General features: G+C 73.5%; 22 protein-coding genes. 10 read left to right on the top strand and 12 right to left on the bottom strand.

Annotation, left to right across the window (positions count from 1 at the left end; translation table 11 throughout):
• Positions 1–49: 49 nt before the first annotated feature.
• Both HC251_RS11540 and HC251_RS11535 read left to right on the top strand, forming a co-directional pair.
• Positions 50–2,503 carry a glycosyltransferase family 39 protein gene (locus tag HC251_RS11540; RefSeq protein WP_219945430.1) on the top strand — a complete coding sequence of 818 codons (2,454 nt, stop codon included), beginning with the start codon at positions 50–52 and terminating at the stop codon, positions 2,501–2,503.
• On the top strand, positions 2,500–4,254 hold the full coding sequence (locus HC251_RS11535; protein ID WP_219945429.1) for a hypothetical protein: 1,755 nt from the start codon (positions 2,500–2,502) through the stop codon (positions 4,252–4,254). Before HC251_RS11540 ends, HC251_RS11535 begins: the two co-directional genes overlap by 4 nt.
• On the opposite strand, the gene HC251_RS11530 is transcribed toward HC251_RS11535, so the two are convergent.
• On the bottom strand, positions 4,211–5,860 hold the full coding sequence (locus HC251_RS11530; RefSeq protein ID WP_219945428.1) for an AMP-binding protein: 1,650 nt from the start codon (positions 5,858–5,860) through the stop codon (positions 4,211–4,213). The genes HC251_RS11535 and HC251_RS11530 overlap by 44 nt on opposite strands.
• Positions 5,861–5,872: 12 nt before the next feature.
• Positions 5,873–6,346, bottom strand: a complete 474-nt coding sequence (locus HC251_RS11525; RefSeq protein WP_304608312.1) for a peptidylprolyl isomerase — start codon at positions 6,344–6,346, stop codon at positions 5,873–5,875.
• Positions 6,347–6,382: 36 nt separating this feature from the next.
• Here HC251_RS11525 and HC251_RS11520 point away from each other — a divergent pair, with 36 nt between their 5' ends.
• The 3 genes from HC251_RS11520 to HC251_RS11510 all read left to right on the top strand — a co-directional run bounded on the left by HC251_RS11520 (position 6,383) and on the right by HC251_RS11510 (position 8,662).
• Positions 6,383–7,030 carry a TIGR03085 family metal-binding protein gene (locus HC251_RS11520; protein ID WP_219945427.1) on the top strand — a complete coding sequence of 216 codons (648 nt, stop codon included), beginning with the start codon at positions 6,383–6,385 and terminating at the stop codon, positions 7,028–7,030.
• A 211-nt stretch (positions 7,031–7,241) separates the two neighbouring features.
• Positions 7,242–8,069 (top strand): sugar nucleotide-binding protein, encoded by an 828-nt coding sequence (locus tag HC251_RS11515; RefSeq protein ID WP_219945426.1) that lies wholly within the window; start codon positions 7,242–7,244, stop codon positions 8,067–8,069.
• Positions 8,066–8,662, top strand: a complete 597-nt coding sequence (locus tag HC251_RS11510; protein WP_219945425.1) for a hypothetical protein — start codon at positions 8,066–8,068, stop codon at positions 8,660–8,662. The genes HC251_RS11515 and HC251_RS11510 overlap by 4 nt, the downstream gene beginning before the upstream one ends.
• Positions 8,663–8,939: 277 nt before the next feature.
• Here HC251_RS11510 and HC251_RS11505 read toward each other — a convergent pair whose 3' ends face one another.
• The gene (locus HC251_RS11505; protein WP_219945424.1) at positions 8,940–9,155 is read right to left on the bottom strand and encodes a hypothetical protein; all 216 of its coding nucleotides are present in this window, start codon (positions 9,153–9,155) and stop codon (positions 8,940–8,942) included.
• A 260-nt stretch (positions 9,156–9,415) separates the two neighbouring features.
• Here HC251_RS11505 and HC251_RS11500 point away from each other — a divergent pair, with 260 nt between their 5' ends.
• Positions 9,416–10,753, top strand: a complete 1,338-nt coding sequence (locus tag HC251_RS11500; protein WP_219945423.1) for a DUF222 domain-containing protein — start codon at positions 9,416–9,418, stop codon at positions 10,751–10,753.
• A gap of 27 nt (positions 10,754–10,780) precedes the next feature.
• Here HC251_RS11500 and HC251_RS11495 read toward each other — a convergent pair whose 3' ends face one another.
• Genes HC251_RS11495 through HC251_RS11470 form a run of 6 tightly spaced genes read right to left on the bottom strand, consistent with a single transcriptional unit; the run spans position 10,781 to position 17,477 of the window.
• The gene (locus tag HC251_RS11495; RefSeq protein WP_219945422.1) at positions 10,781–11,362 is read right to left on the bottom strand and encodes a TetR/AcrR family transcriptional regulator; all 582 of its coding nucleotides are present in this window, start codon (positions 11,360–11,362) and stop codon (positions 10,781–10,783) included.
• 33 nt (positions 11,363–11,395) lie between these two features.
• The gene (locus tag HC251_RS11490; RefSeq protein ID WP_219945421.1) at positions 11,396–12,595 is read right to left on the bottom strand and encodes an oligopeptide/dipeptide ABC transporter ATP-binding protein; all 1,200 of its coding nucleotides are present in this window, start codon (positions 12,593–12,595) and stop codon (positions 11,396–11,398) included.
• Positions 12,595–13,773, bottom strand: coding sequence for an ABC transporter ATP-binding protein (locus HC251_RS11485; protein WP_219945420.1), 1,179 nt, complete (start codon positions 13,771–13,773; stop codon positions 12,595–12,597). Before HC251_RS11485 ends, HC251_RS11490 begins: the two co-directional genes overlap by 1 nt.
• Positions 13,774–13,804: 31 nt before the next feature.
• Positions 13,805–14,773: an ABC transporter permease gene (locus tag HC251_RS11480; RefSeq protein ID WP_219945419.1), complete on the bottom strand. Its 969-nt coding sequence runs from the start codon at positions 14,771–14,773 to the stop codon at positions 13,805–13,807.
• Positions 14,763–15,827 (bottom strand): ABC transporter permease, encoded by a 1,065-nt coding sequence (locus HC251_RS11475; protein WP_219945418.1) that lies wholly within the window; start codon positions 15,825–15,827, stop codon positions 14,763–14,765. Before HC251_RS11475 ends, HC251_RS11480 begins: the two co-directional genes overlap by 11 nt.
• 27 nt (positions 15,828–15,854) lie before the next feature.
• Positions 15,855–17,477, bottom strand: coding sequence for an ABC transporter substrate-binding protein (locus tag HC251_RS11470; protein ID WP_219945417.1), 1,623 nt, complete (start codon positions 17,475–17,477; stop codon positions 15,855–15,857).
• Between the two features lie 242 nt (positions 17,478–17,719).
• Between HC251_RS11470 and HC251_RS11465 the strand changes: the two genes are divergently transcribed.
• Positions 17,720–18,766, top strand: coding sequence for a tetratricopeptide repeat protein (locus tag HC251_RS11465; RefSeq protein ID WP_219945416.1), 1,047 nt, complete (start codon positions 17,720–17,722; stop codon positions 18,764–18,766).
• Position 18,767: 1 nt separating this feature from the next.
• Here the strand turns inward: HC251_RS11465 and HC251_RS11460 are convergent, their stop codons facing one another.
• Positions 18,768–20,198, bottom strand: coding sequence for a lytic murein transglycosylase (locus HC251_RS11460; protein WP_219945415.1), 1,431 nt, complete (start codon positions 20,196–20,198; stop codon positions 18,768–18,770).
• Between the two features lie 139 nt (positions 20,199–20,337).
• Here HC251_RS11460 and HC251_RS11455 point away from each other — a divergent pair, with 139 nt between their 5' ends.
• From HC251_RS11455 to HC251_RS11445, 3 genes are all read left to right on the top strand, one after another.
• Positions 20,338–21,231 carry a crotonase/enoyl-CoA hydratase family protein gene (locus HC251_RS11455; RefSeq protein ID WP_219945414.1) on the top strand — a complete coding sequence of 298 codons (894 nt, stop codon included), beginning with the start codon at positions 20,338–20,340 and terminating at the stop codon, positions 21,229–21,231.
• A 31-nt stretch (positions 21,232–21,262) separates the two neighbouring features.
• Complete coding sequence (locus HC251_RS11450) at positions 21,263–22,627, top strand: FAD-binding oxidoreductase (protein WP_219945413.1); 1,365 nt, start codon at positions 21,263–21,265, stop codon at positions 22,625–22,627.
• Positions 22,628–22,719: 92 nt separating this feature from the next.
• Positions 22,720–23,799: a PP2C family protein-serine/threonine phosphatase gene (locus HC251_RS11445; RefSeq protein ID WP_219945412.1), complete on the top strand. Its 1,080-nt coding sequence runs from the start codon at positions 22,720–22,722 to the stop codon at positions 23,797–23,799.
• A 9-nt stretch (positions 23,800–23,808) separates the two neighbouring features.
• Here the strand turns inward: HC251_RS11445 and HC251_RS11440 are convergent, their stop codons facing one another.
• Both HC251_RS11440 and HC251_RS11435 read right to left on the bottom strand, forming a co-directional pair.
• Entirely contained in the window at positions 23,809–24,099 is a 291-nt protein-coding gene (locus HC251_RS11440) for a type II toxin-antitoxin system PemK/MazF family toxin (protein WP_219945411.1), read from the bottom strand.
• Positions 24,099–24,341, bottom strand: a complete 243-nt coding sequence (locus HC251_RS11435; protein ID WP_219945410.1) for a Ykof family thiamine-binding protein — start codon at positions 24,339–24,341, stop codon at positions 24,099–24,101. The genes HC251_RS11440 and HC251_RS11435 overlap by 1 nt, the downstream gene beginning before the upstream one ends.
• Positions 24,342–24,370: the final 29 nt, after the last annotated feature.

The following is a 24,370-nucleotide window of genomic DNA, read 5'->3' as shown; positions in this document are numbered from 1 at the left end:
GCCCGGTGATGCCGGGTCGGGGCGAGGGCGGCTCGTAGGATCGGGCACCGTGCCCGTGACCGCCTCGACCCCGTCCCGCGCGTCGGCGCCGGCCGGGTCCGACCGCCCGGGCGGGGTCACCGACGGCCTGTGGCTCGTGGCCGGGGGCGCCGTCGTGGCCGTGGCCGTGGCCTGGGCGGCCGGACGGTCGGGGGCGTCGACGACGACCCTGGGGCGGGTCCTCGGGCGCCTCGACGGCGGGGCCGCGGTGCTGCTCGTGGCCGCCGCCGCCGCCGCCCAGCTCGGTGTCACCACCCGCGCCCTGGCCGGCCGGCCCGTCCGCGGCCTGCGCGCCGCCGGGGTGGGCGCGGCCCGCGGGGTGCTCGTGCCCTGGTGGCTCGTCGTCACCGTCGCCCTGTTCCTGTTCCCGACCGCCGCCGGGGCCCTGGTCCCGACCGATGCCGCCGTCCCGACCTGGGTCGTGGTGGTGCGGGAGTGGCTCCTGGCCGGCAGCCTGGCCCCGCCCGACGGCCGGGGCGGGTGGCCGCCGGCCTCGGCCGGCCGGCTGGGCCTCGGGTGGATCGCGACCACGGTCGCCGCCGGGGCGCTCCTGCTGCCGCTGTGGGAGCGGGGCCTGCGCCGCATCGGGGGCGACCCGGTCGCCCTGGCCGTGCGCGCGGGCGCGATCCTCGCCGGGCTCGGCCTGGCCGGGCGGGTCCTGGTCGCCGCCACCGACGCCGAGCGCTGGGGGGTGGTCCTCCGGGTCATGCCGCCGGCCCAGCTCGACCTGGTCGGCACCGGGATCGTGGTGGGCGCCCTCGTCGCCGCCGCCCGGAGGGGCACCGGCCCGCTGGCCGCCGTCGACCGGCGGCCGGTGGCCGCGGGGGTCGCGGTGGTGACGGTGGTGCTGGTCGTCGGGGTCACCAGCCCGGACCTGGGCACGGTCCTCGACCCCGGGGGCGTGGGGCGCACGGCGCTGGCCCGGGTGCTGCTCGTCGCCCTCGGCGGGGGGCTGGCGCTCCTGGGCCTGACCGCCCGGCCCCCGCTCCGGGCCGCCCCGCTGGTCGCCGCGGCGCGCCGCGCCGCGTGGCCGGCCCTCCTGGCCGTGCCCCTCGTCGCCCAGCTCTGGGCCCTGCGCGCCGGCGGCGCCCCCGGCACCCAGCGGCTCGGGCCCCTGGTCATCGTCACCGTGGCCGGCGCCGTCGCCGCCGGGCTCGTCGTGGGCGGCCTCGGACGCCGCCTCTTCGGGGCGGACCTCGGTCGGGTCTGGCCCCCCTTCGGCGGGAGGCTCGCCCTCGTCACCAGCGGCGCCCTGGCCTGGCGGCTCCTCACCCTGGTCTCGATCAACCGAGCCAACCCCACCGGCGGGGACCCGTACTACTACCACCACCAGGCGAACATGCTCGCCGACCGGGTCGGCTACTCCGAGCCGTTCCGCTGGGTCGAGCAGGGCCTGGCCATCCCGTCGGCGATCCACCCGCCGCTGATGTCCACCTGGCTGGCCACGGCGTCGATGGCCGGGGCCCGCACCTACCTCGCCCACAAGACCATGGCCGCCCTGCTGGGCGTCCTCGTCGTCGTGGCCGCCGGGCTGATCGCCCGCCGGTTGGCCGGCGACCGCGCCGGGATCGTCGCCGCCGTCCTCGTCGCCGCCTACCCGAACCTGTGGGTGATCGACGGGGCCCTGTGGCCCGAGGGGGTGTACTCCGCCTTCGTGGGCTTCGCCGTGCTGGCCGCCTACCACTGGTGGGAGCGCCCGGACCTGCCCCGGGCCGGCCTCCTCGGGCTCGCCATCGCCCTCGCCGCCCTCACCCGGGGCGAAGCCCTGTTCCTCTACCCCCTCCTCGTCGCCCCCCTCGTCCTGGTGCGCCGGGGGTTGGGCTGGGGGCCCAAGGTGCGCTCGATCGCCCTCGTCGGCCTGATCGGCCTGGTGCTGTTCGCCCCCTGGACGATCCGCAACCAGCGCGCCTTCGGGTCCTTCGTGATCCTGTCGACCAACGGCGACGAGGTGCTGTACTACGCCAACTGCCCCGAGAGCTACCACGGCCCGCTGCTCGGCTACTGGTCGTTCAACTGCCAGGAGCAGGAGCGGGCCCGGACCGGCGAGCCGGAGGGCAACGAGGCCGAGAAGGCCCGCTACTGGCGGGACAAGGGCGAGGCCTACGCCCGGGACAACCTGGACCGCATCCCCACGGTGGTGGCGGCCCGCATCCTGCGCGAGGTCGACCTGTTCCGCCCGGGCCAGAACGTGGTGCTGCTCCGCATCGAGGGCCGACCCGACGAGGCGTCGCGGGTCGGCCAGTGGGCGTGGTGGGCCACGGCCCCGATCGGCGTCGCCGGTCTCGTCCTCCTGCGGCGGCGCCACGTCCTGGTGTGGCCCCTGGTGGCCCTCGGCCTGATGGTCCTGGTGACCACCGTCTACGCCTACGGTGCGATCCGCTTCCGCACCCCGCTCGAGCTGGCCCTCCTCATCGCCGCCGCCGTGGCCATCGTGCACGTGGCCGACCGCCGGGTGGCGTCGTGACCGACACGGCGGCCGGCCCGCTCGACCGTCGGCGCGACGACGTCCCCGAGACCGTCGCGCCCCGCGCCGCGTGGGACGCGGTTCGACGGGTGCGGACCTCGCTGGTCGCCGGGCGCCGCGGCACCGTCCTCGCCGTCGTCCTCGTCGGGCTGGCCGTCGCCCTCCCGCTGCCCACCCTCTTCCAGTACCAGGGCCCGCCCATGGAGGAGGGCTTCATGCTCGTCTTCCCCGAGCGGGTGCTGGCGGGTGACGTCCCCAACCGGGACTTCCTGCACCTCTACGGCCCGGCCAGCCTCTGGAGCCTGGCGGCCTGGTTCGAGGTGGCGGGCACGACCCTGGCCGCCGAGCGGTTCTACGGCCTGGTCCAGCACCTGGGCATCATCTTCGGGCTGTTCCACCTGGCCCTGCCGTGGGGGCGGCGGGTGGCGACGGTGTGCGGGGTGCTCGGCGTCCTGCTGGTCGTGACGCCGATCGGCCTCACCGCCCTGGCCTGGAACGGCGGGGTGGCCCTCGGGCTGCTCGGCATCGCCGTCGCCCTCACCGGGGCCCGGCGCCTGGAGGCGGGGGAGAGCGGTGCCCGCCTGCGGCTCGTCCTCGGCGGCGTCGTGCTCGGCCTGGCGCTGCTGTGGCGGCCCGACCTGGTCCTGGCCATCGGGCTGGCCGGCCTGGCGCTGCTCTGGCGGCGGTGGGGGCGCGACCTGCTCGTGCCGCTCGTCGTCGGCGTGCTCGCCGGGGTGGCCCCGATCGTCGTGCACCTGGCCATGGCCGGGCCGGGCAACGTGGTCGAGGGCATGTTCCTCCAGCCCGTCTTCGACCTGCGAGGCGGGCGCCACCTGCCCATCCCCCCGTCGTGGGACCGCAACGACGGCGTCCTCCAGGCCGTGGCCCAGCTGCGCGTGCCCGACTGGCCGATCCCCATGGTCGACGCGTCGGCCCAGGTCACGCTGTGGTTCCTGGCCCTGCCGCTGGCGGCGGTGGCGCTGCTCGTCACCGGCATCGTGGCCGTCCGCCGCGACCCCGCCTCCCGGCGCAGCCGCATCCTGGTGGTCGTCGGCGCCTTCGGCGTCGGGCTGCTGCCGCAGGCCGTGCAGCGCCCGGACACCACCCACCTGGCCTGGGTCTCGTGCGTGTCGATGGTCTTCCTGCCCGTCGCCTTCGTCCAGTGGGGCGAGTGGTGGGCCGCGGCCCGGTCCCGCCGCCTGCGCGGCCCGAGCCGGGCGGCCCTGGCCCTGCTGCCGCTGCTGCTCGTCGTGCTGGTGCTCCCCGCCTACACGACCCGCACCTGGGTCGACCTCACCCGGCAGAACCTCGAGGGCGACTACTTCGGCTGGGCCGTCCGCAACGGCGACCGCACCTTCTACCTGGGGGCCCCCGAGATCGCCGAGTCGGCCCAGCAGGTGACCGACGCCCTCGCCGCCCGCGTCGAGCCCGGTGACCGCCTGTTCGTGGGGACCGCCGACCTCCGCAAGACGCCCTACAGCGACGCCTACTTCTACTTCCTGTTCCCCGAGACGACGCCGGCGACGTACTACATCGAGATGGACCCGGGCATCGCCAACGCCGAGGACTCCGGGCTGGCCGACGAGGTGGCCAGCGCCGACTGGCTGGTGCTCTCCCACGTCTGGGACGCCTGGGTCGAGCCCAACGACTCCCGCCTGTTCGGCTCCGACGCCCCCAACCAGGTCGTCGCCGAGCAGTTCTGCCCCCTCAACGACCCCGACGACTACTACGTCCTCTACGAGCGGTGCTGACCGCCTGCTCGCGCGCCCAGGCGTAGTCGGGCTTGCCGCTGGGGCTCCGGGAGATGGCGTCGACCAGCACCACGGCGCGGGGCAGCTTGTAGGCCGCCAGGTGGTCGGCAGCGGTGGCGCGGAGCCCCTCGACGTCCACCGTCGCCCCCGGGCGGGGGGCGACGACGGCGACGATCTCGCTGCCGAAGCGCTCGTGGGGTCGGCCCACGACGAGGCAGTCGGCCACGCCGGGGTGGTGGGCGAGCGCCATCTCGACCTCCTCGGCGTAGACCTTCTCGCCACCGGTGTTGATCACCACCGCCTCCCGGCCGAGCAGCTCGAGGGTCCCGTCGGGGCGCCACCGGGCCCGGTCCCCGGCCACGGAGTACCGCACGCCGTCGATGGTGGGGAAGGTGGCCTCGGACTTCTCCGGGTCGTTCAGGTAGCCCAGCGGGACCCGCCCGGCCTGGGCCATCCACCCGATGTCGTCCTCGGCGGGGGAGAGGACGCGGGTCCGGTCCTCGGACACGATGACGGTGGTCTCCTCGGGTCGGAACGTCCCCGACGTGGCCGCGGCCCGCTCGTCGGAGGACGTGACCGCCTGGCGCCCGGTCTCCGAGGAGCCCAGCACGTCGACGATCCGCACCCCGGGGATCAGCTCGATCAGGGCCTGCTTGACCGGGGCCGAGAGGATCGTCCCGCCGGTGAGCAGGTGGCGCAGGGGCAGCGACGCCGGGCGGGCCCGGAGCTCCTCGACCAGGGGCCGGGCGAAGGCGTCGCCCACGATCAACAGGGCGGTGGCCTGCTCGCGGACGCACGTGGCGATCACGTCGGCGGGGTCGTAGCGGTCGACGACGTCCTGCACCACCACGGTGCCGCCGGCGAGCCAGGCGCTCAGGGCGTTCCAGTGGGCGGCGCCGTGCATGAACGGGGCGGCCGGGAGGGTGCGCAGCGGCCCTCGGGCGGCGGCCCGGGCCGCCAGGTCCTGGGGCGTCCCCCGGACCCCGAGGCAGGTGGCGGCGAAGTCGTCCTGGCGCCACAGGACCCCCTTGGGCCGTCCCGTGGTTCCGCCGGTGTAGACGATGTAGCGGTCGTCGCCCGACCAGGCGGGGTCGGGGGCCAGGGGGATGGCGGTGGCGAGGGCGTCCTCGTAGGGGAGCGCTCCGGGGAGGAGCGAGCCGGGCGTGCCGTCGGCGACGCGCAGGAGCAGGCGGGGCTGCTCGGGGAGCAGGGCGAGGGCCTCGCCCACGACCTCGGCGTAGCGCCCGTGGTAGACGACCGCCGCGGCCCGGGCGTCGGCGAGGACCTCGGCCATCTCGGGGGCGGTGTAGCGCCAGTTGATGTTGACGGCCGCGGCCCGCGCCCGCCAGGCCCCGACCATGCCCTCGAGGTACTCGTTCCCGTTCAGGAGGACGAGGGCGACGTGGTCGTGGGGCGATTCCCACCCCTCGCCCGCCGGCGCCTCCCGCAGGCCGATGTCGTGGGCGCGCAGGACCCGGGCGAGGCACGCCGTGCGGTGGGCCACCTCGGCCCACGTCCACGTCGTGCCCCGCCAGATCAGCGCCGGCCGGTCAGGGACGGCGGCGGCGATGGCGTGCTGCGCCGCCGCCAGGTTCAGACCGCTCACGGCCTCGGTCCGTCAGTCGGTCTTCTCGGTGACGGTCACGGTGTTCATCTTGTCGCCCTTCTCGATGGCCTGGGCGACCTCGATGCCGCTGGTGACGAAGCCGAAGAGGTTGTAGAGCTTGTCGAGCTTGCGGGTGCAGTCCTCGATGCAGATGAAGAACTGGGTGCCGTTGGTGTTGGGCCCGGCGTTGGCCATGGCCACGGCGCCCAGGATGTAGTCGGCCCGCACCGGCTCGTCGGCGAACTTGTAGCCGCCGTCGCCGGTGCCGGTCCCCTTGGGGTCGCCGCCCTGGATGACGAAGCCGGGGACCACCCGGTGGAACGTGAGCCCGTCGTAGAACCCCTCGCGGGCCTTGACCACGAAGTTGTTGACGGTCACGGGGGCGAGGGCGGGGTCGAGGACCATGGTGATGTCACCCTTGTCGGTGGCGATCACCACCTGGTAGCGGGTGCTCTCGTCGATCTGCATGTCGGGCTGCTTGGCCATCTGTCGATCCTGCCACGTGCGCCGTACGCTCCCCCCATGGCAGCCGACGTCGACCAGCGCGAACGGGCGGCGCTCTGCGACCTGTTCCTGGCCCAGGGGCCCGATGCCCCCACCCTGTGCGGCGAGTGGTCCACGGCAGACCTGGCGGCCCACCTGGTGGTGCGCGAGCGCAACCCCCTCTCCGCCCCGGGGATCCTGCTCGGCGGCCGGTTCGAGGGCACGACCGAGAAGCTCATGGCCCGCGAGCTCGACCGCCACGGCTACGAGGGCGTCGTCGAGCGGGTGCGCACCGGCCCCCCGATCGGCCCCATGGCCCTGCGCCCCGTAGGCAGGCTGGCCAACACGATCGAGTACGTCGTCCACCACGAGGACGTTCGCCGCCCGGCCGGCCTCGGCCCCCGCCCCGACGACGTCGAGCTCCAGGACGCCGTGTGGGCCCTCCTGCGCCGAGGGGCCCGGCTGCTCGTCGCCCCCGGGAAGCTGGGTGGGACGGGCCTCCGCCTCGTGCGCCCCGGGTCCGACCCGGTCCAGGCCAGCGGCAAGGGCGACGGGGGAGCGGTGGTCACCGGCGACCCCGTCGAGATCCTGCTCTACCTCTACGGCCGCAAGCCCCAGGCCGACGTGACCCTCACCGGCGAGCCCGATGCCCTCGCCCGAGTCGAAGAAGCCAGCTTCGGCATCTAGGCGACGTCCGCAGACGGCCCGCCGTCACCTGTGTCGAGCGCCGCGTCAGCCAACGCCCGGGCCGTCCCCCAACGGCACATGGGGGACACCCCTAGCAGTCTCCTGCCGCGGGTGGGGCAACAGCCAGACTGAGTGGACGCACCGGTCGTCGACGCCCTCGGTCGAGCGCTTGACCGCCCGCGCTGAAGCCCGCCTCGTAGGTTGGTTGGCGATGACCGGGGCCGTGTTGTTGACGGGCGCTTCCGGACTGTTGGGGACATGGCTTCGCCGGAAGGCCCCCGAGGGGGTTGAGGTGGTCGGGCTGACCCACCGCACGGGCCTGGGATCGGCCGGAGGTGTCATCGCCGACCTGCGAGACTCGATCGCCGTCGTCTCTGCTGTGAACACGGTTGGACCGTCGCTCATGCTCCATGCGGCGTACTCGCACGATCAGGAATCGATCGTCGGCGCGACCGAGAACGTCGTCGACGCGGCCCAGAGAGCGGGGGCAGCAGTTCTCTTCGTCTCGAGCGACGCCGTGTTCTCTGGAGACGGCTCACCACGGGGTGAAGACGCCAGGCCGGACCCGATCTGGAGCTACGGCAGGTGGAAGGCGCAGGCCGAAGCGGTCGTGGCCGAGCGTGCCGAGGGGTCAGCCATCGTGCGCCTGCCGTTGATCGTCTCGATCGACCCCGACGATCACGTCGTGGCGCGCATCCGTCGCGGCGCAGCCCTCGACGAGCCAACGGCCTGGTTCGACGATGAGCTTCGTCAGCCCGCCGCTGCGCCGGAGCTCGCCGACGCGCTGTGGCGGATCGCCCTGCTCGCTCCCGCCGACCGGGCGGGAGCATGGCACCTGCCGGGCCCGGAGACCCTGAGCCGCTACGAGATCGCGCAGCGGGTGATCGCAGCACTGGATCTCGACGCGACCGCGATCAGAGCGGAGGGCACTCCGCTGTCGGCGAACCGGCCCCGGCACCTCGCTATCGACGACCGCCGAGCCCGGGACCGTATCGGGTGGTCGCCCTCGAGGGTCCTGCGTGGGACGTTGCCTCCATGACTCCGGCTGCTTTGCTGTGGGACTTCGGAGACACTCTCGTTGACGAGCGGTGGATGCGCCGTGCACCACTCGAGTGTCCGACCTGGGACTCCGTCTGGATGGATGTGATGGCGGCTCAAGCTGACGCCTGGAACATCGGACAGATCGGAGCCGACGAGATCTTCCGGGAGCTCGCAGACCGCAGTGGCATGACCGCCACCGCGGTCAGATCCCACGCCCGTCGCTGCTGCGAGAGCATCGACTTCAACGAGACAGCCTGGCGCATGGCATCGGCGCGCCTTCTGCCGCAAGCCCTCGTGACCGTGAACCCCGACCTCCTCACCGACGTCGTGGTGCCCGCGCACAGGCTCGACGTGGTGTTCGACGTCATCGTCACCTCCGCTGCCGAGGGGACCGCGGACAAGTCCGCACTCTGCAACATCGCCCTCCAACGACTCGCCTTCACCGGCTCGCGATCGAAAGCCCTGCTCATCGACAACCGCCTCGACCTCGTCGAGGCATGGAAGGCACTCGGCGGCGCCGGCTACTGGTTCGTCGACGACGACAAGCTTCGAGCGGACCTGCCTTCTCTCGGCCTCGTCGCTGCCCCATGACGTCGGTTCGGTGGGCGTGGCGCCGCCGCATCGGCTGAGTTCAGACCTCTGGATCGTCCGTCCGCGAGGACGGCGGGATGGGGAAGTGGCGTGACCCCGGCCAGACCGTGATCAGACGGATCCGCCCATCGGATGCGCGCTCGCAGAACGACGTGCCGCCCGAGCTGGAGCCGTCGGGGAAGTGCCAGATGTACGAGTAGCGGTAGAAGTCGTGGAACGACTCGATCGGAGTGACAACCTCGACCGAGACCCCGGAGCCCGACATCCCTCGAGCGCGCTACTCTCGATCCTCGGCCTCATGGCCTTCCATTGGCGCGTTCATGTAGCCACCGATCATGTCGGCCACAGCCTCCAACCCGTGGAGCCGCCCGAGCTGGGGATCGACGAAGAGGATGTCCTCGGTGCACGCCTTCCGCAGGGCCTCGATGCGCTGGTCCCGATCGCGCTCGAACCAGGCTCGGCCATAGAGCACGAGGACCTCTTCGGGAGTCACGGCTCGGACAGTAGACGCCGGGTCGCGCGTGCCTGCGTGGGAATCGGCGAACGTGCGCCCGACAACGCCAGCCACCGACTCGAGACCCGGCCCGACCGTCCCCTATCGCCGGATCGGGGTCGTGCGACGAGGTGGTCGGCGGACGTCGAGCGGGCCTTCACGTCCCGGGTCCCGGGTGGGGTGTTGGTTCACCCCAAACCCTTGTGGGGACTGGGTTTGCGGCCGCTTGACTGTCACACCCCTGGCGTAGGGTCGGGGGCATGGAGACGGTGTGCGATCCGACGAGGGCGGAGGCGCTCGCGGCTGCCATCGCGGCGGTCGACACCCTCCAGCGGGTCGGGGTGGCCCCGGACGATGTCGCCGAGGCCCGGGCCCTGACCGTCGGGGTGGAGACCCTGGGCCGCAAGGTCCAGTCCGTCCAGATCGACCTGGTGGCCGAGATCGACCGCAGCGGGTTCCATGCCGGCGACGGGCATGCGTCGGCCAAGGTGATGGTCCGCCATCACGCCAACCTCTCGACCCGGGAGGCGGCCCGGCGGGCCGCGTGTGCCAAGGCCCTCCGGTCCCTGCCCACCGTCGGGGCCGCGTTCGCCGAGGGGGCGATCGGTCGCTGCCAGGTCGAGCGGATCGCTCGCGCTCATGCCAACCCGCGGGTCCGGGATGCGGTGGAGGCCAACGAGGCCTCCTTCGCCACCGAAGCCCAGACCAACACGTACCGGGTCTTCGATCAGAAGGTCCGGGAGTGGGTGAGCCTCGTCGACGAGGACGGCACCCGCGACCGCGACCAGGCCGCCCACGACAAGCGTGACGCCCGGTTGCACCAGAACTTCGACGGCGGCTGGGAGATCACCGGGCGGTGTGGTTCGTTGGTCGGGGCCGAGCTGTGGTCGATCTTCCAGGCCCAGCTCAAGGCCGAGACCCTCGCTGATTGGGACAAGGCCCGGGCCGAGCACGGCGACGCCGCCACCCAGGCGGACCTGCCCCGCACCGACGCCCAGCGCCGCTTCGACGCCCTCGAGGAGATCTTCCGCTCCGCCGCCGCCCACCACGCCACCAGCACCGGTGGGTCGCAGGTGGTGACCAACGTGGTCATCGACCACCGCACCTTCGAACACATCGCCGCCCGCCTCGCCGGCATCGACCCCACCCCCGTCGACGACGCCTTCAAGCTGTTCCCCGCCATCGGCCGGCGGTGCTCCACCCTCGACGGCAACCCCATCGAGGCCACCGCCGCCGTCGCCCAGGCCCTCATCGGCCACGTCCGGCGGGTGGTGGTCGGCTCCGACTCGGTCGTGATCGACCTCGGCCGCAAGAGCCGCCTCTTCACCGGCCCCGCCGCCCTGGCCGTCAAGCTCTCATCGACCACCTGCTACTGGCCCGGCTGCCACGTCCCGGTCACCGACTGCCAAAGCGACCACCTCACCCCCTGGAGCGACCAGGGAGGACGCAACGGAGACGGTGGCGGGAGTACCAACCCCCGCAACGGGGGACCCGCCTGCGGGAGGCACAACCGACTCCGCACCCACGGCTACACCACCTGGCGCGACCCCACCGGCACCTGGCACATCACCAGACCCGACGGCACCGAGATCACCTGACCCCGCCGCGACGGGCGGGTCCGCGGCCTACGTCGGGACGACGCCGCGGGCCTCGAGGGGGGCGAGCAGGTCGCAGAGGAAGTGGGCCAGGTCCTCGCCGGAGACCTCGGAGGGGAGTGGGTTGAAGCCGGTGAGCTCGTAGAGCCCGGTCACCGACCAGGCGGCCAGGTGCGCCTCGGGGGTGCCGCCCCAGCGGACGGCGATCCGCTCCACCCGCACCATGCGGGCCCCGACGACCGACGGGTGGTCGAGCAGGCCGCTGCGGGAGAGCATCTTCCAGGTGTCGGCGTTGGTCCGGGCGTGGCGGGCGTAGGCCCGGCCGAGGGCGATCACCTGCTCGGACAGGTCGGTGCCGGGGTCGAGGGCCCCGTCGACCTCCCGGTCGAGGCGCACCAGCGTCCGCTCGGCCAGGGCCACCAGCAGCCCGGTGCGGTCCTTGAAGTAGTTGTAGACGAGGCCGCGCGACACGTCGGCGGCGTCGGCGATCTCCTCGAAGGTGACCTCGGCCGGCAGCCGAGACGTGAGGACCCGCTCGGCCGCGTCGAGGATCAGCTCCCGGCGCACCTCGGGATCGAGGCGGGTCGCGCGGTGGCCCCTCCGTGTCGTCATCGCCTGGCGCCCTCCACGACCCCGATGGCTCGATCAGGCCTGGCGCGTCGCCGAGCCGATGTCGACCACCGTCTCCACCAGCGGGTGGTGGCAGGCGACGAAGCGTCCGTCGCCCGTGGGGGCCATCTCCGGGACCAGCTCGGCACAGTCCTCCTCGGCCCGGGGGCAGCGGGTGCGGAAGTGGCACCCGCTCGGGGGGGCGAGGGGCGAGGGCAGCTCGCCCTGCAGCGGCGCCCGCTCCTTGTCCCGGTGGTCCGGGTCGGGCTCGGGGATCGCCTCGAGCAGGAGCTTGGTGTACGGGTGCGCCGGGTTGGAGTAGATGACGTCGGGGGTCCCGACCTCGCACAGGCGCCCCAGGTACATGACCGCCAGCCGGTCGCTGACGTTCTTCACCACGGCCAGGTCGTGGGCGATGAACACCAGCGTCAGCCCGTAGCGGGCCTTGAGATCCTCGAGCAGGTTCAGGATCTGGGCCTGGACCGACACGTCGAGGGCCGACACCGGCTCGTCGCAGATGATCAGGTCGGGCTCGGTCACCACGGCGCGGGCGATCGAGATGCGCTGGCACTGGCCGCCCGAGAACTGGTGCGGGCGCCGTCCCCGGGCGGTGGTCGGGTCGAGCCCGACGGCGTCGAGGATCTCGTCGACGAGGTGTGCCATCCCCGGATCCTCCGCCTGCCCGAAGCCGGCGAAGTGCATCAGCCCCAGGGCGATCCCGATCAGCAGGGCCACGACCCCGAAGAAGCCGATGGTGCTGATGCCGCCGCCGAGGAACATCGACAGGGTCACCAGCGCCCCCACCACGGTGAAGACGAGGGCGGCGATCGCCAGGGTCGTCCACCCCGTGGGCTGCCAGATCTTGAGCCCCTCGGCCACGATGTCCTCGACCTTGCGCCGCGGGTTCAGCGACGAGATCGGGTCCTGGAAGATCATCTGCAGCTTGGTGCGGCTCCGCCGCAGGTCCTCGCCGCTGAGCTGGGCCAGGTCCTCGCCCTCGTAGAGCACACGGCCCTCGGTCGGCGGGGGGAGCTGCATGACCGCCCGACCGGTGGTCGACTTGCCGCAGCCCGACTCGCCGACGAGGCCCAGGGTCTCCCCCCGGCGGATGTCGAGCGACACGTCGGTGACGGCGTACACCGTGCCCCGGCCGGTGCGGAAGCGGACGTGGAGGTCCTCCACCCGCAGCAGCGCCTCGGCCGGATCGCCCAGGTGGGCATGTCCTCGTCCGGCCATCAGGCGTTCTCCTCGGGGGTGGTGTCGGCGTTGCTGTCCTTGGCGATCGGGACCTTCCCGGAGGCCGGGGCCGCAGGCGGGCGACCGTCGACCGCGGGGCCCGGGGCCACGCCCCCGCCCGCGACGTCGGAGTCCCGGGCGATGTCGTCGCCGACGTGGCGGACGTGGGCCTCGGCGGCGACGGAGTCGATCGTCGTCTGCTCCGACGCGATCCCGACGGGGAACCAGCAGCGGTGGAAGTGGCCGGGGCTGTCCTCCATCAGAGGAGGCTCCTCGGCGACGCACTGGGGCTGGGCATGGGGGCAGCGGGCGGCGAACCGGCAGCCCTGGGGCGGGTTGAGCAGGTCCGGCGGCCGGCCGCTGATCGCCTCCAGCCGGGTGTGGCTGGGCAGGTCGAGGCGCGGGATCGAGCGCAGGAGGGCCTCGGTGTAGGGGTGGCGCATCTGGCGGAACAGGACCCGGGTCGGCGCCTGCTCGACGATGCGACCGCCGTACATCACGGCGATCTGGTCGGCTCGGGTGGCCACCACGCCGAGGTCGTGGGTCACGAGGATCACGGCCATGTTGCGCTCGGCCTGCTGGGCCTCGAGCAGGTCCAGGATCTGGGCCTGCACCGTCACGTCGAGGGCCGTGGTCGGCTCGTCGGCGAACAGCAGGTGGGGCCCGCAGGCGAGGGCGATGGCGATGACGACGCGCTGGCGCATGCCGCCCGAGAGCTCGTGCGGGTACTGCTTGAGGCGCCGCTCGGGCTCGGGGATGCCGACCGAGCGGAGGAGGGCGATGGCCGTCTCCTTGCGCTGGGTCTTCGAGTAGTCGAGGTGCTCGCGGATGGACTCGGTGATCTGGGCCCCGATCTTCTGCACGGGGTTCAGCGCCGTCATCGGGTCCTGGAAGACCATCGCCATCTGGGCGCCCCAGATCTTGCGGAGCTCCTTGGGCCCGGCGTCGAGCATCTCGGTGCCCTCGTAGCGGATGCTCCCCGTGCGGGTCGCGTAGCCGGGGACGAGGCCCATGATCGAGCGGGACAGGACCGACTTGCCCGACCCCGACTCGCCCACGATGCCGAGGGTCTCGCCCCGTCGGAGGTCGAGCGACACGTCCTCGACGGCCCGGATGGGCCCCTTGGGGCTGGAGAAGGTCGTCGACAGCGAGTCGACCACGAGCATCGGCTCACTCATGTGTCTGTCTCCCGGACGCTCGCATGCTCGCTCACAGTGCACTCTCCCGGACGTCGAAGCGCTCGCGGACGGCGTCGCCCAGGTAGTTGAGCGCCATCACCGTGAGGAACACCACGAACATCGGTGCGAACAGGGCGTTGAGCGGGTCACGGGACACGCTGCGGTTCTCGGCGATCATGTTCCCCCACGACGCCTGCGGGGCCTCGATGCCCACCCCGAGGACGCTGAGCCCGCCCTCGGCGATGATGGCGATGCCGATGCTGAGCAGGGCCACCGAGAACATGGCCGGCAGCACGTTGGGCAGGACCTCGCGGATCATCAGGCGGAGGCCGCGGGCGCCCTGGGCCCGCCCGGCGAGGACGAACTCGCGCTGGGACCAGGTGAGGCTCGTGGCCCGGGTGATGCGGGCCAGCAGCGGGATGGCGACGATCCCGATGGCGATGATGAGGATCTGGACGGCGGTCAGACCGCCGGCGGCCTCGACCGCCTCCCCCTCGCCCACCGATTGAGGGGGTGGCGGTTTCAAGAAGGCGACGAGGCTGAGGGCGAGCACCAGCTGCGGGAACGCCAGCAAGATGTCGAACAGGCTCGACAGGGCGGTGTCGGCCCGGCCCCGGCGGAACCCGGACACCAGGCCCAGGGCGCCCCCGATCAGCAGGCCGACGGCCACGGCGCCGACGCCGACGATGAGCGAGGTCCGCGCCCCCCACACGAGGCGGGAGAGGACGTCGCGGCGGCTCTTGTCGGTGCCGAGGGGGTGGCCCTCGGTGAGGATCGGGGCACCGGCGCCGGCCTCGGCGTCGGGCTTGATGGGGTCGTCGATGGGCAGCACCGGCGCCAGCAGCGCCATGAGCACGACGAAGATCAGCCAGGCCGCGGCGATCCAGCCCACGGTGCCAAGGCCCCGCTTGCTGGAGGACCCCTCGGGGGCGGCGGCGTCGCCGGTGCCCCCGACGGCGGCGTCGGCGTCGACGGCGGCGGGCGGAGCGTCAACCGGCATGGCGGATCCTGGGGTCGAGGGCGGTGTAGAGGATGTCGAGGAGGGCGTTGATCAGCACGAAGCCCACGGCGACGATGGCCACGCAGCTCTGCAGCATCAGGTACTGGCGGGTCAGGATCGACTCGAAGATCAGGTAGCCCATGCCCTTGATGTTGAAGATGACCTCGATGACCACCGTGCCGCCGATGAGCGTGCCGATCTGCAACCCGGCGATGGTGACGAGGGTGAGGCTCGAGGGCCGCAGGGCGTGGCGCCAGAGCACCCGGCGGTTCGAGATGCCCTTCGACTTGGCCATGAGGATGAAGTCCTCCTGCAGCGTCTGGATGAGGTCGCTGCGCAGGACCCGCATGTAGACGGCGATCTGCCCGATGGCCAGGCTGAGGGAGGGCAGCAGCATCGAGAAGATGTGGTCCAGGGGATCCTTCCCGAAGGCCACGTAGCCCTGGGGTCTGATGTCCATCCACTCCGGGAGCGACGGGTTCAGCTTGACGCCCACCCAGAACGCCAGCAGCAGGGCCACCGCGAAGTTCGGGAGCGAGAGCATGCCGAAGGCGGTCGCGTTGGCCACCCGGTCGAAGACCTTGCCCGCCTTGCGGACCGCCTTCGACTTCGAGTTGACCCCCGCCTGGCCGTAGGCCGACAGCACGCCGAACGGGATGGCGATCCCGAGGGCGAGGATCTGGGAGTAGATGACGAGCTGGAGGGTCGAGGGGAGGGCCAGGCCGACCCGCTCGCTCACCGGCTCCTTGCTCTGCTTGCCGTACTCGAAGCCGAGGTCCCCGGTGGCCACCCCACCGACCCACTGGAGGTACTGGACCGGGAGGGGCTCGTCGAGCCCCATGTCCTCCCGCACCTCCTCCTTCTGCTCACGAATGATCTGGTTCGCCCGCTCGTCCTCGGTGTTGTCGGCCCCGGGGACCAGCAGGTCCTCGGGGTCACCGGGCAGGAAGCGCACGAGCAGGAACGTGAACAAGGTGACGGCGAAGAGCACGACGAACAGCTGGATCAGCTTGCGCGCGATCGTCTTGAGGATGCGGGAGGCGGTGGGGCTCATGGTCTGGTTCCGTGCGTCGAGCCGGAGCTACTCGGTGATCCAGAGCCCGTACATGGGATGGCCGGCGGCCAGCCCCAGCGACGGACGGCTGCCGTCGGGCAGGTCCGGCATCGTCGCCTCGTCGTAGCCGTAGACGCCGGGCTGCGAGGCGATCATCCACGTGGTGTAGGTCGACCAGAGGCTGAAGGCCTGCTCACCCATGCGCCGGTTGAGGTCCTGGTAGATCTCGGCGCGGGCCTCGGGGTCGGTCTCGGACCGGCCCCGGTCGAGCAGCTCGTTGACCTCGGGGTCGTCGAACCGGCTGAAGTTCACCGGGGACTGGCCCTTGAACCAGACGTAGAGCTCGTCGGGATCGCCACCGGGGTAGTTCCGGAAGCCCATCATGTCGTAGCTGCCGCTGATGGCGTTGTCGATGAGGGCGTCCTGCTGGACCGTCTGGAGGTCGATCTCCAGCCCGATCTCAGCGAAGGTCTGCTGGAGGTACAGGGCCAGCTCCTGGGTCGCCGCACCGGGCGTCGCCTGGTAGGTGAGCGACGGGATCGGGCCGACCTCGGCCTCGTACTCGGCGATGAGGCGCTTGGCCTCCTCGAGGTCCTGGGCCATCGGGAAGCCGCTGTCCTCCACGTAGCCGGGCGAGCCGGGCGCGAACGGGCCGGAGGCGTTCTCGAAGTCGGCGCCCTTGTTGATGACCTCGCGGTAGTCGTCGCGGTCGATCGCCAGGGCCATGGCCCGCCGCACCCGCACGTCGTCGAACGGGGGCTTCGAGTTGTTCAGCTGGAGGAAGCCGACCTCGCCGTTGGCGTTGGTCTCGTAGGCCCGGACGGTGCCGGCCTCGGCCTCCTCGCGGAGGTCGAGGATGTCCTGGGCGCCGGAGAAGTGGGCCAGGTCGATGTCCCCGCTCAGCAGGGCGTTGACCCGCTGCTCGGACTCGATGATGGGCTGGAAGACGAGCTCGTCGAGGTACGGGTAGGGCTCGCCGTCGGGCGCCTCCTGCCAGTAGTCGGGGTTCTTCACCGCCCGGAACTCACGACCCTCGACCCAGTCGGAGGGGTCCTCGAGCATGAACGGGCCGGTGCCGATCAGGTCGGTGTTGCAGCTCTCGGTGTCGTCCAGCTGGGCCTGGGCGGTGATGCCGAGGCGACCGCTGGAGTAGAGGAACCCGTCGAAGCCGACCCACGGGACCTTGGTGGTGACGGTGACGTCGCGCTCGCCGGTGACCTCGACGCTCTCGATGTTGTCGAGGACGAACAGGAACAGCAGCGGGGACCGGGCGTGCTGGCCCTCGGCGCCGCGGTAGGCGTCGAGGTTGTTCTTGACCACCTCGGCGGTGAGGGGCGTGCCGTCGTGGAAGGTCACGCCCTCGCGGACCGTGATGGTCCACTGGGTGTAGTCCTCGCTGGGCTCGACCGCCTCGGCCAGGTACGGCACGTACTCGCCGTCCTCGTTGGGGGCGGTGAGGGTGTCGTAGATCGACCGGGCCACGAGGATGCCGGAGATGGCCAGCTGGCCCTCCTGGAGGCACCACCCGTCGCCGGTCTCGGCCTCGACCCCGTAGGTGGCCGATCCCCCGCGGACGGGCTCGACGTCGGCCGCGTCCTCGCCGCTGCCGCCGCCTCCTCCGCCCTTCTTGCCGCCGCAGGCTCCGGCCACGAGAGCCAAGACGACGACCAGGGCCAGGTACCGGCGAGAGCGCCGTCGAGCGTGGATCACTGGGTTTCCCCCTGCGGGTTGGAGCGGCTCGGACGACCGTGAGCCGGGCGGGATCTGTCTGTGACCGGCGTCATGACGCCAGCGCGGCGGCAACCTAGGCCCCGGGTTGGCACGGCGTCAACAATGCTGGTCGGAGCGGGTGCGTGGGGCCCGACCCGCTCGTCGGCCCTAGTCTCCGGACCGTGGCCGGACCGGTCGATGATGCCCAGGAGAGCGTGAGGCTCACCGCCGTCCCGGACGGCCGTGACCTCATCGACCAGGCCCGCCACCAGCGCGCCGACGGGCGTCCGCTCGAGGCCGCCGAGACCGCGGGTCGGGCCGCTGCCGTCTGGCGCGAGGAGGGTGACGAGCTGGCCGCGGCCCGGGCCCAGCGGTTGGCGGCCGACAGCCTGGCCGACGCCGACCGCCACGAGGACGCCCTCGCCCTGCTCAAGCGGGCCCGACGCGCCTTCGTGCGTGCCGACCCGAGCGGGCCCGACGCCGCCGGGGCCGAGGCCGCCGCCGCTCGCAGCCTGCGGGCGCTGGGCCACGTCGAGGAGTCCCGCCGCGCCCTGCACCGGGCCGAGCGCGGCTACAGCGCCTCGGGGATGCCCGTGCGGGCCGCCATGTGCGTCCTCGACCGGGCCGTCCTCCACCACGACGAGGGCGACGTGGCCGACGCCATCGCCCTGCTCGACGCCGCCCGCTCCACGTTCCTCGACCACCGACGCCCGGACCTCGCCGCCGTGGGCGACTTCGACCTCGGGGTCGCCCTCCTCGACGGGGGTCGGGCCGATGACGCCATCGAGCGCTTCCTCGGCGCCCGCGGCATCTTCACCTCCCTGGGGCGCCGGGGCGACGAGGCCAGCTGCGATCTCAACCTCGGTGTCGCCCTCCACGCCGTCGGGCGCTCCGACGAGGCCCGGCGGGCCCTGCGGCGGGCCCGGTCGGTGTTCCGCGACCTCGGTCGCGACCGTGACGCCGAGCAGGCCGAGCACGACCTCGACGTCCTCGACGGCCTGGTCGACCCGGACACGGCCGAGCTGTCGGTCCTCCGCGACCTCGGTGAGGTCCCGCCCGAGCTGATCGGCGTGGCGGCTCGGCTCGACCCGCCGACGGACCCGAGCGGCGTGCCCGCCGTCCCGGCGGAGGTGGCCCCCGAGGCCGCCCTGACCCCCGAGGACCTCGATCCCGAGCAGACGGTCGACCTCGGCGACGACGTCCCGCCGAGGCCCCCGAGCGACGCCTGACTCAGCCTGGCGGGGCGGGTGCGGTCGTGGTCGCGCCGTCGGCGGGTGGGCCGCCGGCCGGTGGGACGACCGGCGCTGGGGGCGGCGGGGGCGGGACCGGCGGGAGCGGGGCGCCCTCGATCTCGACGGCGTTGCCGTAGCGGATGGCGTGGCCGAGCACCGATGCCACGTACTCGCCGGAGTGGTTGTAGGAGAAGTAGCCCCGCTGCAGGCCGGCCACGTCGGTCATCGACCCGGCGGCGGCGCACAGGTAGGCCGCGGCGCTGGCGGCGGCGTCGTCGATGTCCTGGATGCGGACCTCGCCGTCCTGGTCACCGTCGACGCCGTGGGCGACCCAGGTCTGGGGGATGAACTGCATGGGCCCGGCGGCCCGGTCGACGGTGGGGTCACCGTCGATGAGGCCACCGTCGGAGTCGCCGATGGCGGCGGTGCCCCCGGAGCCGGTGAGGGGGATGCCGATGATCGGCTTGGTCAGGCTCCCGTCGGCCCGGACCTCGGCCCCGCCGTAGGTGCCGTGCCCCGACTCGACCTTGCCGATGCCGGCGAGGGCCCACCACGAGATGCCGCACCCCGGCGCCAGCAGGCTCATGAGCTCGGCCGCCTTCCAGTAGGCGTCGAGCACGACGAGCGGGAAGTCGGTGCCGACGACCGTCGCCAGCCGGCGCTCGTCCTCGAGGGCGGCGGTGGCCTCGAGGAGCTCGGCGTCCAGGCGCACCTCCTCGGCCCGAGCCTCGTCCCGGGCGATCCGGGCCGCGGCCAGCGCGTCGCGGACCCCGCCACGGATGGCGAGCGACAGCTCCTCCTCGCTGCGGGCCCGGCGGGCCCGGTCCCGGGCCCGCTCCAGCTCCCGGATCTGGCGGCGGGCGAGGCTGTCGGAGGTCACCGCGGCGGTGGCCTCCAGGTCGTGGGCGGCGGGGTCGAGCTCGAACAGCGGGTCGAGGTTCGCCCCCGCGCCCCGGACGAACGAGCCCACGGCGACGGCCCGCACCTCCTCGTCGAGGCGGGCGGCCTCGCCCTCCCAGTGCTCGGCCTCCTCGCGGACCGCCGCGATCTGCTCGGTCAGCTCGGCGTCGCGGGCGGTGTGGGCGGCGATGGCGGCCTCCTCGTCGGCCTTGCGTCGGGCGGCGTCCTCGCGCTGCTCCGCGACCCGGTCCCGCCGGGCGGCGACGGAGTCGTAGGTGTCGCTGGTGAGCTCCACCTCGGCCAGGGCGGGGCTGATCGCAGGCAGCTCACCGAGCGGGGGCAGCTCCTCCGGGACGGTCGGGGTGGTGGGGTCGACCGGGGTGGTCGGGTCGGCCTGGGCGGAGAGCCGGGCGGCGCCGGCGGGCTGCACCGCGGTGACCAGGGCCGACACCGCGACCACGGCCACGAGGGCGCGGGCCGCGGCACGAGGGCCGGGACGGAGGGGGCGGAGCGGGCTGCGGCGTGACATCGACTCAGGTCCTGTCGGCCGCGACGCCCCTGGTCTTGAGGGTGGACGAGCACGACCGGACGGCCCCCCACACCTACGACGACAGGCCCTCCGCTCCTGCTCGGCGGTGGGCGGCGCGGTGCCGCCTACCCTTCCGGTGGTGAGCGCCAGCCCGTCCTCGTCGCCCTCGTCCACCGCCGCCCGGGGCCCCGACCCGGACCGGGTCACCGTGACCGTCACCGACGGGGTGGCCGAGGTCGTCCTGTCCCGGCCCGACAAGATGAACGCCCTCGACGGGCGCATGTTCTCCTCGCTGGTCGCCGCCGGGGACCAGGTGGCCGCCGACCGGTCGGTGCGGGCCGTGGTGCTGCGGGGTGAGGGCCGGTCGTTCTGCGCCGGGCTCGACCTCGGGGCCTTCTCGGCCATGGCTGCGTCCGGCGAGGGCGGCGGCAGCGACGGTGGCGGGGGCGCGTCCGACGTCGTCGGCTCGTCGATCGTCGACCGGATGCCGGGCCGGCCGTCGAACCTCCCGCAGGAGGCGGCCAACGTCTGGCAGTCGCTCCCGCAGCCCGTGGTCGCCGCCCTGCACGGCCACGTCCTGGGCGGCGGGCTGCAGGTCGCCCTCGGCGCCGACATCCGCTTCAGCACCCCCGACGCCACCTTGTCGGTCATGGAGGTGCGGTGGGGGCTGCTGCCCGACATGACCGGGCCCCAGGCCCTCGTCCGGCTGTGCGGGCTCGACGTGGCCAAGGAGCTGGTCTTCACCGCCCGACGCATCAGCGGCGACGAGGCCCACGCCCTCGGGCTCGTGACCCACGTCGTCGACGACCCGGTCGCCGCCGCCCGCGCCCTCGCGGCCGAGATCGCCGGGCGCAACCCCGAGGCCGTGCAGGGGGCCAAGGTCCTCCTCAACCTGGCCGGCACCCGCCCGCTGGAGGACTCGCTCGTCGACGAGTCGCGCCGGATGGAAGCCCTGATGGGCAGCCCCAACCAGGTCGAGGCGGTCATGGCCGAGATGGAGGGCCGGCCGCCGAGGTTCACCGACCCACGGTGAACGAGCGCCGCGAGCGAGCCCAGGCCAGCCCGTGAGGCCGCTGGCGCCATCGGCGGCGCGGGCCCTGGCCGCCGTCGTCGGACCCGAGCACCTCCTCACCGATCCCGCCGTCACGGCCGGTCACGCCGTCGACTGGACCGGCCGGTTCCGGGGCGCCACGCCCGCCGTCGTCCGACCCGGGTCGATCGGGGAGGTGGCGGCGATCGTCGCCGTGGCCCGGGAGGAGGGCCTGGCCCTCGTGCCCCAGGGCGGCAACACCGGCCTGGTGGGCGGGTCCGTGCCCCTGGCGGGGGAGGTGGTGGTGTCGACCGCCCGCCTGGCCGGCGTCACGGCCGTGGACCCCGACGCCGGCCTGCTGACGGCGGGGGCGGGCACCACCATCGCCGCCGTCCACGCCGCGGCCCGGGCCGCGGGGTGGGCCTACGGGGTCGACTGGGCGGCGCGGGACTCGGCCACCGTCGGCGGGTCGATCGCCACCAACGGCGGGGGGTTGCACGTCGTCCGCCACGGCCCGACCCGCGCCCAGGTCCTCGGCGTCCAGGCGGTGTGGGGCAGCGGCGCACCGCTCGACGACCTCGGGCGCCTGGAGAAGGACGCCACCGGGTACGACCTGTCCGGCCTGCTCTGCGGGAGCGAGGGCACCCTCGGCCTGGTCACCGCCGCGAGGCTCCGGCTGGTGCCCCACCTTCCCGAGCGGGCCCTGGCGGCCCTCGCCTTCGCCTCGATGGCCGACGCCGTCGTCGCCGTGGGGGCGCTGCGCCGGGGCCTCCCGGGCCTGGAGGCGGCCGAAGCCTACCGGGCCGCCGAGGCCGACCTCGTGGCCGGCCACCTGGGGGTGGCGCCGGCCCTGGCCCCGCCGCCGCCGGTGACGGTCCTGGTCGAGGCGGCGGGCCACGACGACCCCGTCGACGAGCTGGCCGCGGCGGTGGCGGGCCTCGACGGCGTCGTCGACGCCGTGGTCGCCACCGACGGCCCCCGGCGGGCCGCCCTGTGGCGCCACCGGGAGTCGCTGACCGAGGCCATCGCCACCCTCGGCCCCCACCACAAGCTCGACGTCTCCCTCCCCGCTCCCGCGCTGGCCGCCTTCGCCGAGGAGGTGCCGGCCCGGGTCGCGGAGGTCGCCCCGGCGGCGCGCACCTGGCTGTTCGGGCACCTGGGCGACGGCAACCTCCACGTCAACGTGTCCGGGGTCGACCCCGACGACCACGCCGTCGACGACGCCGTGCTCGCCCTGGTGCTCGACCGGGGCGGGAGCATCAGCGCCGAGCACGGGGTGGGGACGGCCAAGCGGGCCTGGCTGGCCCGCCAGCGGGGGAGCGACGCGGTGGCCGCCATGGCCGCGGTCAAGGCGGCGCTCGACCCTGACGGGGTCATGAACCCCCACGTCCTGCTCTGACGCATCGACACCCGATCGACCGGTGGCCGTCATGTGCACCCGGTACGATCCCGCGACCGGATGGCGGCCGCTGCCGTCCCGGGACCTGACCCATGGCCACCGTCATCCTCGCCATCACCGCCGTCGCGTGCGGGATCGCCGCGCTCGTGTGGGCCCGCTCGGCCCGCCGCCTCGGCCGGGTCCACCGGCGGGTCGCCCTGGAGCGGGGGAGCGCGGCCGACGCCTCGGTGCTGGCCCGCTCCGCCTACCGCAAGGACGTCCACACCACCACGCTCTACGCGGTCCTGTCGTTCTCCTGCGCCGCCCTCGCCCTGTCCCGGTCGGCCGGGGTGGAGCTGATGTTCGGGCTCATCCTCGTGCCCGTCGTCGTGTCAGTCCTGTCGGCCCGGGACTTCGTGCGCGAGTCCCGCCTGGCCGACGACCGCTACGACATCGAGCGCCGGGCCGAGGAGGTCCTCGACCAGGACCAGCTGGCGCCCCAGCGCTGGGCGGCACGCCTCGCCCCCGACGTGCTGCCGACCCTGCCGGGCTTCGAGATCGGGCGGGTGTACAAGGCCGGCACCGGGCTCATGGCCGGTGACTTCTTCGACGTGTACGACCTCGGTCGGGGGCGGGTGGCCGCCGTCATCGGCGACGTCACCGGGCACGGGATCGAACCGTCGATCACCGCCCTGCAGGCCAAGTACCTGCTCCGGGTGTTCCTGCGCCAGTACCGCGACCCGGGCCAGGCGCTCGAGGAGCTCAACGACCGCATGTCGGCCCTGGAGCGGCTGGAGGAGTTCATCTCCCTGTGCGTCGTCGTGTTCGACACCGAGGCCGGCACCCTCCGGTGGGCCTCGGCCGGCCACCCCACGGCGTGGCTGTGGCACGACCGCGAGGTCCGCCCCCTCCGCCACACCGGGCCCCTGCTGATGCTCGACCCCCACGGCACGTTCCTCAGCCGCGAGCTCCCCCTCGACCGGGGCGACCTGCTGCTGCTCTACACCGACGGCCTGGCCGAGGCCCGCGCCGGCGACGACCAGTACGGCGAGGAGCGGATCGGCAACCTGCTCCGGCGCGACCCCGGCATCGCCCCCGACGTCCTCTGCAAGACCCTCCTGGAGGCGGCCAAGGACTTCGCCACCCGACCCCTCGACGACGACGTCGCCATCCTCGCCCTCCGTCGCCTGTAGGGGCCGCCGTCAGGTGATGGCGAGCAACGCCCGCCGCGCCCGCGCGACGGCCTGGAACGGGGCTGCGCCACGCTCGTCCAGCAGGAGATCGGCCTCGACGGTGCGGATGTGGTCGACGGCGAAGACGAGTTCGCCCACCCGGATGCGCCACGGCAGGAGCTCCTCGACGTCCGCTCCTCGGAACTCCGGGGCGACGAGCACCCGGGACGACCGGCGGTGGAACTGGGCTCCCGAGAGCACGAGCACGTGACGACGGGTCTCCTCGCCCAGATCAGCGCAGTAGACGTCGCCGGTGTCCATCAGCCGAGGCCGTCGAACGCCCGGTCGAGAGCCGCCGACTCTTGCCGCTCGGCCTCCTGGATGCGCGCCTGCTCCTCGGCAGGGAGGCTGCGGAGCCACGCGGCGTAGGCGTCGGCCTCGGCCCAGAACCGCTGCTTGTCGAGGGCGTCGAGGGCCTCAATGATCGTGTCCTCGTAGGTCTCGCCGCCCATGGCCTTGATCCGATCCCGCGTCTCGACGCTGAGCTTGATGGTCGTCGCCATACCCGCAGTATACCGAGGTGGCTCCAGAC

The organism is Iamia sp. SCSIO 61187 (assembly GCF_019443745.1).
Lineage (GTDB): Bacteria > Actinomycetota > Acidimicrobiia > Acidimicrobiales > Iamiaceae > Iamia.
The sequence above is the reverse complement of the archived record's forward strand: the minus strand, read 5'-3'. Positions and strand labels throughout refer to the sequence as shown.